This is a genomic window from Neorhizobium phenanthreniclasticum (assembly GCF_040066075.1).
Classification (GTDB): Bacteria; Pseudomonadota; Alphaproteobacteria; order Rhizobiales; family Rhizobiaceae; genus Neorhizobium; species Neorhizobium petrolearium.
The window spans coordinates 22,471-35,613 of sequence record NZ_JBEAAL010000023.1 but is presented as its reverse complement, the minus strand read 5'-3'; the positions used below and the strand labels follow the sequence as shown (position 1 = coordinate 35,613).

19 protein-coding genes are annotated in these 13,143 nt (G+C 62.8%); 12 read left to right on the top strand and 7 right to left on the bottom strand.

Annotated features, from left to right (window positions below):
- Positions 1-4 precede the first annotated feature (4 nt).
- Positions 5-415 (top strand): CopD family protein, encoded by a 411-nt coding sequence (locus ABK249_RS24200; RefSeq protein ID WP_227702796.1) that lies wholly within the window; start codon positions 5-7, stop codon positions 413-415.
- Between the two features lie 8 nt (positions 416-423).
- Positions 424-951 carry a GNAT family N-acetyltransferase gene (locus ABK249_RS24195; protein ID WP_348864252.1) on the top strand — a complete coding sequence of 176 codons (528 nt, stop codon included), beginning with the start codon at positions 424-426 and terminating at the stop codon, positions 949-951.
- A 3-nt stretch (positions 952-954) separates the two neighbouring features.
- On the opposite strand, the gene ABK249_RS24190 is transcribed toward ABK249_RS24195, so the two are convergent.
- The gene (locus ABK249_RS24190; protein WP_348864251.1) at positions 955-2,913 is read right to left on the bottom strand and encodes a cation:proton antiporter domain-containing protein; all 1,959 of its coding nucleotides are present in this window, start codon (positions 2,911-2,913) and stop codon (positions 955-957) included.
- A 32-nt stretch (positions 2,914-2,945) separates the two neighbouring features.
- On the opposite strand from ABK249_RS24190, the gene ABK249_RS24185 reads away from it, so the two are divergent.
- The 3 genes from ABK249_RS24185 (at position 2,946) to ABK249_RS24175 (ending at position 4,922) form a co-directional block, all read left to right on the top strand.
- Positions 2,946-3,260 carry a helix-turn-helix transcriptional regulator gene (locus ABK249_RS24185; protein WP_348864250.1) on the top strand — a complete coding sequence of 105 codons (315 nt, stop codon included), beginning with the start codon at positions 2,946-2,948 and terminating at the stop codon, positions 3,258-3,260.
- Between the two features lie 103 nt (positions 3,261-3,363).
- The gene (locus ABK249_RS24180; protein WP_348864249.1) at positions 3,364-4,236 is read left to right on the top strand and encodes an NAD(P)-dependent oxidoreductase; all 873 of its coding nucleotides are present in this window, start codon (positions 3,364-3,366) and stop codon (positions 4,234-4,236) included.
- Entirely contained in the window at positions 4,233-4,922 is a 690-nt protein-coding gene (locus tag ABK249_RS24175; RefSeq protein WP_348864248.1) for a DNA alkylation repair protein, read from the top strand. The genes ABK249_RS24180 and ABK249_RS24175 overlap by 4 nt, the downstream gene beginning before the upstream one ends.
- Positions 4,923-4,925: 3 nt before the next feature.
- Here ABK249_RS24175 and ABK249_RS24170 read toward each other — a convergent pair whose 3' ends face one another.
- From ABK249_RS24170 to ABK249_RS24160, 3 genes are all read right to left on the bottom strand, one after another.
- Positions 4,926-5,414 carry an Lrp/AsnC family transcriptional regulator gene (locus ABK249_RS24170; RefSeq protein WP_037155205.1) on the bottom strand — a complete coding sequence of 163 codons (489 nt, stop codon included), beginning with the start codon at positions 5,412-5,414 and terminating at the stop codon, positions 4,926-4,928.
- 65 nt (positions 5,415-5,479) lie between these two features.
- A complete protein-coding gene (locus ABK249_RS24165) occupies positions 5,480-6,124 on the bottom strand; it encodes a uracil-DNA glycosylase family protein (protein WP_348864247.1) in 645 nt (214 codons plus the stop codon).
- A 2-nt stretch (positions 6,125-6,126) separates the two neighbouring features.
- Positions 6,127-6,693, bottom strand: coding sequence for a thermonuclease family protein (locus tag ABK249_RS24160; RefSeq protein WP_037155200.1), 567 nt, complete (start codon positions 6,691-6,693; stop codon positions 6,127-6,129).
- A gap of 121 nt (positions 6,694-6,814) precedes the next feature.
- Here ABK249_RS24160 and ABK249_RS24155 point away from each other — a divergent pair, with 121 nt between their 5' ends.
- The 4 genes from ABK249_RS24155 to ABK249_RS24145 are packed head-to-tail and all read left to right on the top strand — an operon-like array spanning position 6,815 to position 8,910.
- Positions 6,815-8,350 carry a sensor histidine kinase gene (locus ABK249_RS24155; RefSeq protein WP_348864246.1) on the top strand — a complete coding sequence of 512 codons (1,536 nt, stop codon included), beginning with the start codon at positions 6,815-6,817 and terminating at the stop codon, positions 8,348-8,350.
- 56 nt (positions 8,351-8,406) lie between these two features.
- Positions 8,407-8,634 carry a hypothetical protein gene (locus ABK249_RS24150; RefSeq protein ID WP_037155194.1) on the top strand — a complete coding sequence of 76 codons (228 nt, stop codon included), beginning with the start codon at positions 8,407-8,409 and terminating at the stop codon, positions 8,632-8,634.
- A complete protein-coding gene (locus ABK249_RS33945) occupies positions 8,631-8,795 on the top strand; it encodes a type II toxin-antitoxin system RelE/ParE family toxin (RefSeq protein ID WP_415926476.1) in 165 nt (54 codons plus the stop codon). The genes ABK249_RS24150 and ABK249_RS33945 overlap by 4 nt, the downstream gene beginning before the upstream one ends.
- A complete protein-coding gene (locus ABK249_RS24145) occupies positions 8,725-8,910 on the top strand; it encodes a hypothetical protein (RefSeq protein WP_348864245.1) in 186 nt (61 codons plus the stop codon). Before ABK249_RS33945 ends, ABK249_RS24145 begins: the two co-directional genes overlap by 71 nt.
- A gap of 8 nt (positions 8,911-8,918) precedes the next feature.
- Here ABK249_RS24145 and ABK249_RS24140 read toward each other — a convergent pair whose 3' ends face one another.
- Together ABK249_RS24140 and cobT are read right to left on the bottom strand one after the other, a co-directional pair.
- On the bottom strand, positions 8,919-9,311 hold the full coding sequence (locus tag ABK249_RS24140; protein WP_037155192.1) for a diacylglycerol kinase: 393 nt from the start codon (positions 9,309-9,311) through the stop codon (positions 8,919-8,921).
- Between the two features lie 5 nt (positions 9,312-9,316).
- Positions 9,317-10,336, bottom strand: coding sequence for a nicotinate-nucleotide--dimethylbenzimidazole phosphoribosyltransferase (gene cobT / locus ABK249_RS24135; protein WP_037155188.1), 1,020 nt, complete (start codon positions 10,334-10,336; stop codon positions 9,317-9,319).
- An 84-nt stretch (positions 10,337-10,420) separates the two neighbouring features.
- Between cobT and ABK249_RS24130 the strand changes: the two genes are divergently transcribed.
- From ABK249_RS24130 to ABK249_RS24120, 3 genes are read left to right on the top strand one after another with little or no spacing between them, the layout of a single operon-like run.
- Positions 10,421-11,209, top strand: coding sequence for an adenosylcobinamide-GDP ribazoletransferase (locus tag ABK249_RS24130; protein ID WP_348864244.1), 789 nt, complete (start codon positions 10,421-10,423; stop codon positions 11,207-11,209).
- 19 nt (positions 11,210-11,228) lie between these two features.
- Entirely contained in the window at positions 11,229-11,450 is a 222-nt protein-coding gene (locus ABK249_RS24125) for a DUF1289 domain-containing protein (protein WP_037155183.1), read from the top strand.
- Positions 11,447-12,151 carry a TIGR02281 family clan AA aspartic protease gene (locus ABK249_RS24120; RefSeq protein WP_227702787.1) on the top strand — a complete coding sequence of 235 codons (705 nt, stop codon included), beginning with the start codon at positions 11,447-11,449 and terminating at the stop codon, positions 12,149-12,151. The genes ABK249_RS24125 and ABK249_RS24120 overlap by 4 nt, the downstream gene beginning before the upstream one ends.
- Positions 12,152-12,153: 2 nt before the next feature.
- On the opposite strand, the gene ABK249_RS24115 is transcribed toward ABK249_RS24120, so the two are convergent.
- Positions 12,154-13,131, bottom strand: a complete 978-nt coding sequence (locus ABK249_RS24115) for an AraC family transcriptional regulator (protein WP_348864243.1) — start codon at positions 13,129-13,131, stop codon at positions 12,154-12,156.
- Between the last annotated feature and the right edge of the window lie 12 nt (positions 13,132-13,143).

Genomic DNA, 13,143 nt, shown 5'->3' with positions numbered 1-13,143 from the left:
AACCATGCTTTATTTCGTCATCAAGGCCCTGCATCTCCTTTCCGACTTCCTGCTGATCGGCGGCATGCTGATCAATGCCTTCGTCATCGGCATGGTCCCGCCGGCGATCCGCGTGGGCGTCATCTCGGCTCTGCGCAGGTATGACCGCATCGTGACCACCGCAGCGCTGGGCGGCGCATGGATCTTCGGCCTCTGGCTCGCCTTCGGTTACGGTTTCTACACAAGCGGCTGGTTCGGTTTCAAATTCCTCATCGTCGTCATGCTGTCGGCTCTGCACGGCATGCAGGGTGGCTGGATGCGTCGCATGGAGGCCGATCCGAAACTCGATCCGCCGGCCTTCGTACGCGCCGGCATGCCGATCATTCTCATCTCGGTCGTGCTGATCGTGGCGCTGGCAGTGATCAAGCCGTTCTGATCCCGGCGATGTCTCCGCCCCGCACCGCGATCAGGACAGATCGCCTGGTCCTTCGTCCGACCTTTGCCACCGACGCGGAACGCGCATTCGAGATCCAGTCGGACTGGGAGGTCACGCGCATGTTGCGCATGGCCAGCTTTCCTGCGGACCGGCAGGCGACCTTCGACTGGTTCGCCGACCATGAACGGGAATGGTCGGCCGGTGAGGCCTACCGTTTCGCCGTCGAACTTGGCGGTCGTATGGTGGGCCTTGTCGATGTCGATGAGATCAAAGATGGCGAGGGCGACCTCGGTTACTGGTTCGAGCGAGTTGCCTGGGGGCGTGGCTATGCATTCGAGGCCGCGAACGCTGTGGTCCGCTTCGCCTTCGGCGAGATCGGTCTTTCGACGTTGAAATCTGGACATGCAGCGGACAATCCCGCCTCCGGGCGTGTCCTGGCCAAACTCGGCTTCGTCCCGGTCGACATCGTGGAACGCTTTTCCCGGCCGCGCGGTGAACCCATCCAACAATGCCGGTATGTGCTCGCGTGCCGCTAGAGGTCAGGTTTTCGACAGCTCGGCCGGCGGTTCGACATCGGAGGGCACTGCCGGCTCATCATGGGCCTTGTTCAGTTCAACTCCGCTCAACTCTGAAGACACTGCAGACTTCTCGCCTGCGCTCTCCTCGGCGGCTACCTTCTCCAGTATCTCCGCTTCCTCTGTCCGGTAATGCACCTGGTCGAGGCTGCCGAGCATGCCGTTGGCGATCTCCCGCTCGCCCATGATCGTCTTGTCGGCGCCGAGTTTTTCCAGATACTCGATCTCGGCATCGGAATTCGCGCGGCAGAGGATGAGCAGCGCCGGGTTTACCTGCCGCGCCTGCATGACCACGTTACCCGCTTCGAAGGCGTTCGGGATCGCCACGACAAGGCTTTTGGCCGCACCGAGATTGGCAAGCTCCAGCACCTTGGGTGAAGCGGCATTGCCGACGATCACCTCGATGCCCTTTTTCAACAGTTCCTGGACGCGGTTTTCGGAATCCTCGATCACCAGGAACGGAATGCCGGAGGATTTCAGGTTGGCGACGACGATGCTGCCGACCCGTCCGTAGCCGACCACGACGGCATGGCCGCTCAGTCGCGTTGCGGCCACCTCGCCATCCTCGCCGGCCGTCGTCAATACGGGCTCACTCTCCTCCAGCCTGGCGGAAGCCTCCGCCTCGGTCATCGGACCGCTCCCTTCCATAGCTACCTCGGCATCGCTCGGAGCCTCGGCCGGCGCGCGATAGATGCGCGCCTCAAGCCCCGGCCTGATCTTGTCGCAAAGATAGAACATGACCGGGTTCAGGATGATCGAGATGATCGCGCCGGCCAGGATCAGGTCGCGCCCCTCTTCCGGCAGCATGTTCAGGCCGACGCCGAGTTCTGCAAGAATGAAGGAGAATTCGCCGATCTGCGCGAGGCTTGCTGAAATCGTCAGCGCAGTGCCCGCCTTGTGGCCGAATGCCATCACGATCAGGAAAGCGGCGATCGACTTGCCGATAACGATGATGAACACCGTGCCGAGCAGGGTCAGCGGGCTGTTGAGCACGATCGACGGATCGAACAGCATGCCCACCGACACGAAGAAAAGCACCGCGAAGGCATCCCGCAAGGGCAGGCTTTCCTGTGCGGCCCGGTGTGACAGTTCGCTTTCAGACAGGATCATGCCGGCGAAGAAGGCGCCGAGCGCCAGCGACACGCCGAAAAGTTTTGCCGCGCCGAAGGCAACGCCGAGCGCGATCGCCAGCACGCCCAGCCGGAAGAGTTCGCGCGAGCCGCTATGGGCGATGCGATGCAGGATCGCCGGGATGACCCGCCTTCCGACCACCAGCATCAGGCCGAGGAAGGCCGCGACCTTCAATAGCGTCACGCCGATGATGCCCGTGATTCCGAGGTCGATGTTGAGGAGTTGCGCGACGGCGATCGCCACCGGATCGGGATGCGTCGCTTCGCCGCCGATGCTCGCCAGCGCCGGGATCAGCACCAGTGCCAGAACCATGGCGAGATCCTCGACGATCAGCCAGCCGACGGCGATCTTGCCACGATCTGTCTCGACCAGGCGACGCTCCTGGAGAGCCTTCAGAAGCACCACGGTGGAGGCGACGGACAGTGCGAGGCCGAAGACGAGGCTGCCGCCGAGCGGCCATCCCAGCAGCGTTCCCATGCCCCAGCCGAGCAGCGTTGCAAAGCCGATCTGCACGATCGCCCCGGGCACGGCGATACCGCGCACGGACAAGAGATCCTTGAGCGAAAAATGCAGGCCGACGCCGAACATCAGCAGGATGACACCGATTTCAGCCAATTCCGGCGCAAGGCTCTGGTCCGCCACGAAACCGGGTGTATGCGGACCGACAAGGATGCCCGCGAAGAGATAACCGACCAGCGGCGGCAGGCGGAAACGATTGGCGATGGCGCCGAAGATGAACGCAAGCACAAGACCGCCGACGATCGTGGAAATCAATGGCGTCTCATGCGGCATCGACGTCTCCCTCTGGAAATCTCCTGACAAACATGCCATATATGGCTTATGTTGACCAATATGGGCAGCTTCTACAGATGGGTCAAGACGCAAGGCAAATGATTTTGACTCCGGCTTTGTGCCGCGCGGCCAGAGGCCTTCTCGATTGGACACAAATCGATCTCGCGGAGCGTTCGGAAGTCTCCCGCAGCACGATCCGCGACTTCGAAGGCAGCCGCCACGACATTCACCGCGCGACCGCTGCGCAGCTTCGTCGCGCCTTCGAAGAAGGCGGCGTGATCTTCATGGACGTGGATGGCTGCGGCATGGGCGTCTGCCAGAGGAATGGCAGCCTGCCGCAAGCCTGATATCTCCCGGCAGCGGGCAAAAAGACAGGACTGCCGGCAGACTCTGCTTTTCGAGACGGTCGCATTGCTCTAATCCTCCCTACCGCACACAAGGAGATTCAGCATGGCGAAGGTGGCATTCATCGGTCTTGGGGTTATGGGGTTCCCGATGGCGGGGCATCTTAAGGAAAAAGGCGGCCATGACGTCACCGTCTATAACCGCACCGCGTCCAAGGCTGCCGAATGGGTCAAGAGATATGGCGGCAAGGCTGGCGCCACGCCCTCCGAAGCGGCGAAGGATGCCGATTTCGTCTTCACCTGCGTCGGCAATGACGACGATCTTCGCTCGGTGACATTGACCGAAACGGGTGTGCTTGCCGGCATGAAGCCAGGCTCGATCCTGATCGACAATACGACCGCCAGCGCCGAAGTCGCCCGCGAACTGGAAGCCGCCGCCGGGGAAAAAGGCATCGGCTTCATCGACGCCCCCGTCTCCGGCGGCCAGGCGGGCGCAGAGAACGGCGTGCTCACCGTTATGTGCGGCGGCGATCCGGCGACCTTCGACAAGACAAAGCCGGTCATCGACGCCTACGCCCGCATGGTTGGTCTGATGGGGCCGGCAGGCAGCGGCCAGCTCACCAAGATGATGAACCAGATCTGCATTGCGGGCATCGTCCAGGGGCTGGCGGAAGCCGTCCATTTCGGCAAGCAGTCCGGCCTCGATATCGAGAAGGTCATCGAGGTGATTTCCAAGGGAGCCGCCGGCTCTTGGCAGATGGAAAACCGCTACAAGACGATGATCGCCGGCAAATATGATTTCGGCTTTGCCGTCGACTGGATGCGCAAGGATCTCGACATCGTGCTCACCGAGGCCCGCCGCAACGGCGCGAAGCTGCCGCTGACGGCGCTTGTCGACCAGTTCTACGGCGACGTGCAGGCAATGGGCGGCAATCGCTGGGATACGTCCTCGCTGCTGGCACGGCTTGAAAAAAAATGAAGCTGTCGCCGGATTCTCCTGCAGAGGATATCGTTGCGCATCTTCAGACGCTGCGCAACGAGGCCAATATCGCCGGCATGAGCCGCTTCGGCATCGATACCGCCACTGCGCTCGGCATCACCACGCCGCAGATGAAGGCGATCGTTCGCCAGGTCAAGAAAGATCACGCCCGTGCGCTGAAGCTCTGGAATACGGGGCTTCGCGACGCCCGCATGGCCGCCATCCTCACAGCCGATCCGAAAACGCTGACCAGGGCGGAGGCCGATCTCTGGGCGGGCGATTTCAATTCGTGGGAGATAGTCGATACCGCCGCCGACCTCTTCACCAAAACGCCGTTCTGGAAGGAACTCGTCGCTGAATTCGCGGAGGACGAGCGGGAATTCGTGCGCCGCACCGCTTTTGCGATGATCGCCGGCGCGGTCGTGCACAACAAGAATGAGCCGGACAAGACGTTCATCGCCTACCTGCCGCTGATCGAGGCCCATTCCGCCGATCCGCGCAATTTCGTGAAGAAGGCGGTCAACTGGGCGCTGCGCAATATCGGCAAGCGCAACCGGACCTGTCACACCCCTGCGCTTGCCTTGTCACAGAAGCTCGCCGCGGCTGCCGACAAGACTGCCCGCTGGATCGGCAAGGATGCCGTGAGAGAGCTGTCGAACGAAAAGATTCTGGCGCGGCTGAAGTAGCCTTTAATCCTCTCCCGACTTCTGGTTGTCGAGCACCATATAGTCGAGCGGCAGTTCGGTCGTGTATTTGATCTGCTCCATGGCAAACGCCGAGGAAACGTCGCGGATCTCGATCTTGGCGATCAGCCGCTTGTAGAAGGCGTCATAGGAGCCGATATCCGGCACGACGACCCGCAGAAGATAATCGACGTCGCCGCTCATGCGGTAGAATTCAACGACTTCGGGGAAATCCACGACGACTTCGGAAAAGCGCTTCAGCCATTCGATCGAGTGGCTGGCAGTGCGGATCGACACGAAGACGGTGACCTTGGTGTTGACCTTGACCGGATCGAGCAGCGCGACGCGGCGGCGGATGACGCCGTCCTCTTCCATCTTCTGAATGCGCCGCCAGCAGGGCGTGGTCGACAAGCCCACCTTCTTCGCGAGGTCCGCGACGGCGAGAGTGGAATCTTCCTGCAGAATGCGCAGGATCTTGCGGTCCAGGCGGTCCATTGACAGTCCTTTCGAAATGATTTTTCGTTATACACATAAATCATAGCAGTTAACCGAATTTTGTTTCAACGGATCAGGCTATCCACATTCTGTCGCAGAACCGGCAGCACCTCGGCCTCGAACCAGGAATTCTTCTTCAGCCAGCCGGTGTTGCGCCAGCTCGGATGCGGCAGCGGCAGAACGCGCGGCGCCTCGTTCACGAAGAAATGTTCGCGCCAGTTCCGGACCGTTTCCGTCATGCCCTTCTTTGTGCGGCTGCCGAGATGCCAGCCATGCGCATAACCGCCGACGGCGAGCACGAGCTCGATCTGCGGCATGGCGGCGATCACTCTTTGCCTCCACAATGGCGCGCATTCCCGCCTCGGCGGCAGGTCGCTGCCCTTGTCGTCGTAGCCGGGAAAACAGAAACCCATCGGCACGATCGCGAACCGGTCGGGATCGTAGAACTCCTCGCGGCTGACGGCCATCCAGTCGCGCAGCCGATTGCCGGAGGCATCGTTGAAGGGAAGCCCGCTTTCGTGCACGCGCAGGCCCGGCGCCTGCCCGGCGATCAGCACCCGGGCCGTTCGCGAAAGCACGGCCACCGGCCGCGGCTCGTGGGCCAGGCGGTCGCCCTCGCCTTTCGCCGGCGTGTCCCGACAGACGCGGCACGCGGCGATCGCGGCCCGCAGCGTCTCGATCTCCTCATCACGATCGACAATCCGGTCCATGCCTATTCCCAATAGATCACCTGCTTCACCCAGTCCATGAACGTCTCCAAAAGGTTCGGGTCGTCCATCATGCCGCGGGATGTGCGCCAGTCCCGCGGGTCTTCGAATTGTCCGGCCCAGAGCCCCCGCCGTTCCCGCCGGGCGGCCGCCTGTTCCTCGGCATAGCGGCCGGAGGCGATCGCCAGCCCCTGCCGCACCAGCGCGGCGTTGATATTCGACGTGCCCGCATGGCAGCGCACGAGAAGCCGGCGATAACGGTCGCGCTCGCGTCCGAGGCATTCCGTCCCGGGATCGGCCGCGAGCCTCGCCAGAAGCCGCCTCGCCTCGTCTCCGCACGCCCATGTCATGCCGCGGCCGTCCTCGCAGGTCTGACGGAGTTCCGGTGCGTCGATGCCGTTCAGCCGCAGGCGTTCACTACCCGCAGACAGCGTGTCGCCGTCTATGGCGTAGAAAGGTCCGCGGACCACGCTGTCGGCCGCCTCATCCAGCTTCGTAATGATCAGCATTAGAAGGATGAAGAAGCATGCGAGCACCACGCCGTCGCGAAGAAACCTGAATATACGCGCCACAATCCGGCCTTATTGGAAAACGGAAACTTCAGAGAAATGGCAAACAAAACCTTTCCCGGCAGGACTCTCTTAAGGATTTGCCCCTAGTCTCTCAAGCACCCGGGTAAGTAGTTCAGTAGCCATGAGTAACGGCGTCAGCACCTCGACCGACAAGATCATCGTGGATCGATCGCGCAGCCATCGCAACAAGGCTGTGTCGAAAGCCGTACGCGCCACCCGGGAACGCCTGCAGTCCAGCGCCAAGGGCAACCAGATTTTCGACCGCGACATGCTCGCCATGCATGTCAACGCAGTGCTGCAGAGCGCATCCATCATGCCGCTCTTCATCGTTCTGGTGACGGCAATCGGCGTATACCTCAATCCGGATACAGGTCTTTTCGCGTGGGCGCTCCTGATGCTGAGCGTCCACGCCATCAACGTACTTCTGGCGCGGCGCGCGAGCCGCAAGGAAATCACTGCGATCGAGACCAGGAAATGGCGCAACAGGCTGCTTGCCGCGCAGGTGCTGGTCGGTTTCGGCTGGGCGCTTTTTTCGTTTCAGAGCTGCAATACCTGCGCCGGTGACAGCTATTATTTCTACAAGGGGGCTGTTCTTCTCTTCGCGATCTCGATCACGGCGATGAGCGGCTTCATGCTGCGGCTCGGCGTGCTGTTCGGCTTCCTGCCGATGATCGCGGCCCTGCTTGCCACTGCCATTCTCTCGCGACACGTGCTCGATATCGGCCTGACGGCCATATGCGCCGTCGCTGTCGTCTTCTTCCATTACATTGCCGACCGGCTCTATCGCTCCAATCTCACGCTGATGTCCTACCAGTCGGAGAAGGACGACCTGATCGCCGAGCTCGAAGTGGCAAAGTCGATGTCGGACGAGGCGCGCCGACGCGCCGAAGAGGCGAACCTCGCCAAATCCCGCTTCCTCGCCTCCATGTCGCATGAGCTGCGCACGCCGCTCAACGCCATCCTCGGTTTTTCGGAGGTGATGAATTCGGAAGTCCTCGGCCCGCTCGCCAATCCGACCTACAGGGAATATGCGGGCGACATCCACCGCTCCGGCCAGCATCTCCTGAACCTGATCAACGAGATCCTCGATCTTTCGCGCATCGAAGCCGGCCGTTACGAGCTGAGCGAGGAGGCGCTTTCGCTTCTGGAGATTGCCGAGGACTGCATCGGCATGGTGCAGCTTCGCGCCCGCGCCAAGAACATCACAATCCGCGAACAGTTCGAGCAGCAGTTGCCGCAGGTCTGGGCCGACGAGAAAGCCCTGCGCCAGGTGCTCCTGAACCTCCTCTCCAACGCGGTCAAGTTCACGCCGCAGGGGGGCGAGATCACCGTCAAGGTCGGCTGGACAGCCGGCGGTGGCCAGTATATGGCGATCAAGGACAATGGGCCCGGCATTCCGGAAGACGAGATTCCGGTCGTTCTCTCGGCCTTCGGCCAGGGTTCGATTACGATCAAGAGCGCCGAACAGGGCACCGGTCTCGGCCTGCCGATCGTGCAGGCGATCCTCGCCAAGCACGACGGCCAGTTCATCCTGCGCTCGAAACTGCGCGAAGGAACGGAAGCGATCGCCATCCTCCCCGCGACCCGCGTGCTGCAGAGCGTCCCCGCCGTCGCCGATGCGCCCGCCGTCGAACGGCGGCGCCGGAGCTTTGCGTGAGGTTTGAACGCAGCCGGGCCCTTTTGCATGAGCGCTGATTGGTGCCTAGTGCACACATGACAAAACTTCTCGACCGTGCCCTGAAAATCGTTAGCCAGCTTCCTGCTGAGCGGCAGGATGAGATCGCTCGCGTTGTGCTCACCCTAGCAAGCGAGGAGGAGCTGCTTTATCAGCTTACGCCTGAGGAAGAGGCTTCCTTCGCGAAATCGCTTGATCAAGCTGCAAGACGTGAGTTCGCCAGCGAGGAACAGGTCCACGCCGTCTTTTCAAAATACGCGTCGTGAAGATCCGTTTCACGCCTGAAGCGCTCGATGAACTCCAAAAAGTCCTGGACTATATTGGAGATCGATCACCACAAGGCGCTCGGAACGTAAATGCGCGTATTCAAAGAGTCTTGGCCAATCTCTCTAACCAACCCCTCACCGGAGCGCCAACCCAGTCTTGAGGGAATGCGGCGTGTCGCGGTGCCGCCGTATTATCTGTCTCAAGATGAAGAGATTGTCGTCGTCGGCATCCGCCACGCGGTGCGAAATCCGTCGTCCATGCCGGATCAGGAGTGACGGCAAAGTCACCCCCACACGCTGCGTACCACCACATAAAGCGTAAACAGCCCGTTGGCGCAGAGCAGGCAGAAGACGGCAAAGGAGCCGAGATCCTTGGCATGCCGGCCGACGGTGGAGATTTCCGGCGAGATGCGGTCGACCAGTTCCTCGACCGCTGTGTTGAGCGATTCGACGCTGAACAGCACCAGCATCAGGACGAGATAAACGAGATAGTCGGTCAACGTGGCGCCGACGATCGCGAAAAGCACGAGACCGGCGACGAAGGCGATCACCTCATGGCGGAAGGCCTCCTCGCGCCAGAGCCGTCTCAGCCCCTGCATCGAATAGCGCGTCGCCGCGATCAGCCGGCGGATGCCGCTCGCCCTTTCGATATCGCTGTCGAGCGGCGTCTTTTCCATGAGGCTCAGTTGCCCTTGTTGCTGACGCCGGCCTGCTCGAAGGTCGCCATGCCGGAATGGCAGGCTGCTGCGGCCTTGACGATGCTCGCAGCCAGCGCCGCGCCCGTCCCCTCACCGAGCCGCATGCCGAGCGCCAGAAGCGGCGTCTTGCCGAGCCTCTCGATTGCTCTCAGATGCCCCGGTTCGCCGGAGACATGGCCGATCAGGCAATGATCGAGCGCGGAGGGATTGGCGGCCTTGAGGATCGATGCCGCCGCCGTCACCACATAACCGTCGAGCAGCACAGGAATCTTCTCGACACGGGCGGCTAGGATTGCGCCGGCGATCGCCGCGATTTCGCGGCCGCCCAGCCGCCGCAGCACTTCCAGGGGATCGGAGAGATGATCCTTGTGAAGCTCGACGGCCTGTTTCACTACGGCGATCTTGCGTTCCAGAAGCTCCCCATGCGAACCGGTGCCGGGGCCGACCCAGTCTTCCGCCTCGCCGCCATAGAGCGCAAGGTTGATCGCGGCGGCGATCGTCGTGTTGCCGATGCCCATCTCGCCGATGCAGAGAAGATCGGTGCCGCCGGCGATCGCCTCCATGCCGAAAGCCATGGTCGCCGCGCAATCGCGCTCGGAAAGTGCGGCTTCGGTGGCGATGTCACCGGTCGGGTAGTCGAGCGCCAGGTCGAAGATCTTCAGGCCGAGATCGTAGGTCACGCAGATCTGGTTGATCGCCGCGCCACCGGCCGCGAAATTCTCGACCATCTGCTGTGTCACCGACGAGGGATAGGGCGTAATTCCGTGTTTCGTCACGCCATGATTGCCCGCGAAGATCGCCACCAGCGGCCGGTTGACTGCCGGTGCTCTTCCCGTCCAGGCTGCGAGCCAGAAGGCAATCTCTTCAAGCCGTCCGAGCGAACCCGGCGGCTTCGTGAGTTGGGCGTCGCGCTCGCGGGCGGCCGCAAGCACCCGCGCATCCGGTCCCGGAAGGTTGGCCAGCAGGGTACGGAAGTCGTCGAAGGGAAGGCCGGTCACGCTCATCTGCAGTCTCTCTCGTCTTTACGCCGGTCTGCTTGTCTTTCCCGGCAAATCGCGCTTCTGTGCGCTTCTCATAGTCGGGGACTCATGGAGGGACAACTGCCAAACGCAAGCGAATTCGTCGCAGACCTCGCCCGGTCCGTGGGTTTTTTAAGCCGCCTGCCGGTGCCGGACCGTTTTTTCCGCGGCCACGACGGCTCGATTTCTCGCGCCGTGCGTGCCTTTCCGGTCGCCGGCCTCGTCATCGCGGCACTCCCCGCATTCATCCTTTTGTTCCTGGCGTCCGGTGATGCTCTGCTCGCTGCGCTGATCGCGCTTGCCCTCATGAGCTTGATGACCGGCGCTCTGCACGAGGATGGATTGGCAGATACTGCCGATGGGCTCGGCGGCGGGCGCGACAGGGACCAAGCGCTTGCGATCATGAAGGACAGCCGCACCGGCGCCTATGGTGTCGTAGCGCTGATCCTTTCCTTCGGGCTCAGGGCCGCCGCGCTTGCCGCCCTCGCCCGCCATGCCCCCCCAGCCGCCGCCCTGGCCTTGCTTGCCGCAGCCGCCGTCAGCCGCGCGGTTATGGTCGCCCATTGGCAGGCGCTTCCGCCCGCCCGCGAGAATGGCGTCGCAGCCGGCGCCGGCCTGCCGGAGGAGAGCGCCCGCAACCTCGCGCTCCTTATCGGCGGTGTCGTGGCGCTTCTCCTGCTGGTGCCGACGCTAGGCCTGCCCAAAACGCTCCTGGCGCTGATCGTGGCGGCGCTTGCAGCATTCGGGTTCACCCGTCTTGTCCGCAGGAAGCTTGGCGGCCACACGGGTGACACGATCGGCGCCACGCAACAGTTCTCCGAAATCGCCATGCTGGCCACCCTTGCTCTCGTCATCTGAACCCACGATATAGAACGTCATGATATCGCCCTGCATCCTCGTCTGCTCCATCGACATGAAGACCGGCTATTGTTTCGGATGCGGACGTACGCGCGACGAGATCGCCGCCTGGATGGACTATACCGACATGGAGCGCCGTATGCTGATGGAGATCCTGCCCGCCCGCCTCGATACCGTCGAACGCAGGCCGCGGCGGGAAACACGGCGCCGGCGTCTCGCCCAGGAGCGGGACAACGCATGAATCCGCTGACGATCATCCTCCTCATCCTCGGCATCGGCCTGGCGCTCCTCATCTTCAATCACGATAACGGCCAGACGTTCGGCATTGCCAACGAAGACTTCGGCCAGATCATCTATCTCCTGCCGATCGCCGGCCTGCTCTCGGTCGGCATCCTCGCCGGCCGGCGCGGCAATTCCGGCCAGGTGCTGCGCAACCTTGCCATCTGGCTGCTGATCGTGCTCGGCCTCGTTGCCGTCTATCTCTATCGCGACGACGCCCGCGGCGTCGGCGCACGCATGGTCGCAGGCCTGCTGCCCGGCACCGCCGTCGTCGTGACGACGAGCGAGGGCCGTAACGAGGTCATCATCCACAAGACGAACGGCGGCCATTTCCAGACCAATGTCCGCGTCGAGGGCCAGGTCCTGCCGATGCTGGTCGATACCGGCGCGAGCACGGTCGTGCTCTCCTATGACGACGCCCGTGCCATTGGTCTCGATCCGGAGAATCTCGCCTACACGGTCAGCGTGATGACGGCCAACGGCCGGGCCCTGGCCGCGCCTGTGCGGCTCGACGAGATTGCCATCGGTCCGATCGTGCGAAACAATATCCGGGCGATGGTGGCCGAAGACGGGCGCCTCCATGAAAGCCTGCTCGGCATGAGCTTCCTCTCCACGCTCGGTTCGCTGCAGATGCAGACGGACGAGCTCAGGCTGAGGGACTGAGATCAGCCGAAATCCTGCGCCGCCTCGCCGTCGCCCTTCTTGCGGAACTGACTGGGCGGTGCGCCGATGATGCGTTTGAAGGCGCGGCTGAAGGAGGCCTCCGCATCATAGCCCAGCCGGTCGGCGACGACGGATACCCGCATCCCGTCCTTCAGCCATTGCCGCGCCTGGTGCATGCGCACCCGCGCCACGTAGCGTGCCGGCGTCTCGCCCACCACCTTCAGGAAGCGCTCGGCAAAGCCGGACCGTGAAACCCCCATGATCCGGGCGAGCGCGGCGACGCTCCAGTCCCTGTCCGGCTGCAAGTGAATGGCGGCAAGCACCCGGCCCACCTCGGGATTGCGCACCGCGGCGATCCAGCCGGTCGTGTCGCCGCAGCCGTGCTCCACCCAGGTGCGGATCAGCGTGGCGGTCAGCACGTCGGCGAGCCGGGCCAGAATGCCGCCGGCGCCGACCCGGTCCATCTCCACCTCGCGCGCCATGGCGTCGAGAAGATGCGGAATGGCCGGCTCGTTCTTCGCGAGCGCGCTGGTCAGCATCGCCTCCGGCATCATCTGCAAAAGCGGATGCAGCCTGTCGAGGTTGAAGCGCATGGATGCGGTAAACGCCAACGTGCTGCCGGGAGCATCGGCACATTGCACGTCGAAAACCCCCTGGCAAACCTCCTTGCGGCCGAACCGGTCGAAGGGCTTCGGCGTCACACCTTGTGCGCTTGCCAGCACATGCGCGTTGCCGCGCGGCAGAAGCACCGCGTCGCCCGCCTGCAGTGGCAGCCATTCGCCGCACGGCGTCTGGAGCCAGCAGCTGCCGCAGCCGATGAAGTGGAACCGCGCCGCCTCCTGCGCCGGAAAGGATGTCGCCCACGGCTCGGCGAGCCGGCAGCGTCCGTATTCGACGCCGTCTAGCCTAAGCCCGCGCAGCATCTCGCTCAGCGGGTCGGTGAAAACTTCCGATTCGTTTCTGGACGATCTGTCAAGCATATCGGATTTTCT

What these genes read in the sequence shown, in the direction of transcription:
- ABK249_RS24200 (WP_227702796.1), top strand. Translation starts at nt 5, where the DNA reads ATGCTTTATTTCGTCATCAAGGCCCTGCATCTCCTTTCCGACTTCCTG.
- ABK249_RS24195 (WP_348864252.1), top strand. Translation starts at nt 424, where the DNA reads ATGTCTCCGCCCCGCACCGCGATCAGGACAGATCGCCTGGTCCTTCGT.
- ABK249_RS24190 (WP_348864251.1), bottom strand. Translation starts at nt 2,913, where the DNA reads ATGCCGCATGAGACGCCATTGATTTCCACGATCGTCGGCGGTCTTGTG.
- ABK249_RS24185 (WP_348864250.1), top strand. Translation starts at nt 2,946, where the DNA reads ATGCCATATATGGCTTATGTTGACCAATATGGGCAGCTTCTACAGATG.
- ABK249_RS24180 (WP_348864249.1), top strand. Translation starts at nt 3,364, where the DNA reads ATGGCGAAGGTGGCATTCATCGGTCTTGGGGTTATGGGGTTCCCGATG.
- ABK249_RS24175 (WP_348864248.1), top strand. Translation starts at nt 4,233, where the DNA reads ATGAAGCTGTCGCCGGATTCTCCTGCAGAGGATATCGTTGCGCATCTT.
- ABK249_RS24170 (WP_037155205.1), bottom strand. Translation starts at nt 5,414, where the DNA reads ATGGACCGCCTGGACCGCAAGATCCTGCGCATTCTGCAGGAAGATTCC.
- ABK249_RS24165 (WP_348864247.1), bottom strand. Translation starts at nt 6,124, where the DNA reads ATGGACCGGATTGTCGATCGTGATGAGGAGATCGAGACGCTGCGGGCC.
- ABK249_RS24155 (WP_348864246.1), top strand. Translation starts at nt 6,815, where the DNA reads ATGAGTAACGGCGTCAGCACCTCGACCGACAAGATCATCGTGGATCGA.
- ABK249_RS24150 (WP_037155194.1), top strand. Translation starts at nt 8,407, where the DNA reads ATGACAAAACTTCTCGACCGTGCCCTGAAAATCGTTAGCCAGCTTCCT.
- ABK249_RS24145 (WP_348864245.1), top strand. Translation starts at nt 8,725, where the DNA reads ATGCGCGTATTCAAAGAGTCTTGGCCAATCTCTCTAACCAACCCCTCA.
- ABK249_RS24140 (WP_037155192.1), bottom strand. Translation starts at nt 9,311, where the DNA reads ATGGAAAAGACGCCGCTCGACAGCGATATCGAAAGGGCGAGCGGCATC.
- cobT (WP_037155188.1), bottom strand. Translation starts at nt 10,336, where the DNA reads ATGAGCGTGACCGGCCTTCCCTTCGACGACTTCCGTACCCTGCTGGCC.
- ABK249_RS24130 (WP_348864244.1), top strand. Translation starts at nt 10,421, where the DNA reads ATGGAGGGACAACTGCCAAACGCAAGCGAATTCGTCGCAGACCTCGCC.
- ABK249_RS24125 (WP_037155183.1), top strand. Translation starts at nt 11,229, where the DNA reads ATGATATCGCCCTGCATCCTCGTCTGCTCCATCGACATGAAGACCGGC.
- ABK249_RS24120 (WP_227702787.1), top strand. Translation starts at nt 11,447, where the DNA reads ATGAATCCGCTGACGATCATCCTCCTCATCCTCGGCATCGGCCTGGCG.
- ABK249_RS24115 (WP_348864243.1), bottom strand. Translation starts at nt 13,131, where the DNA reads ATGCTTGACAGATCGTCCAGAAACGAATCGGAAGTTTTCACCGACCCG.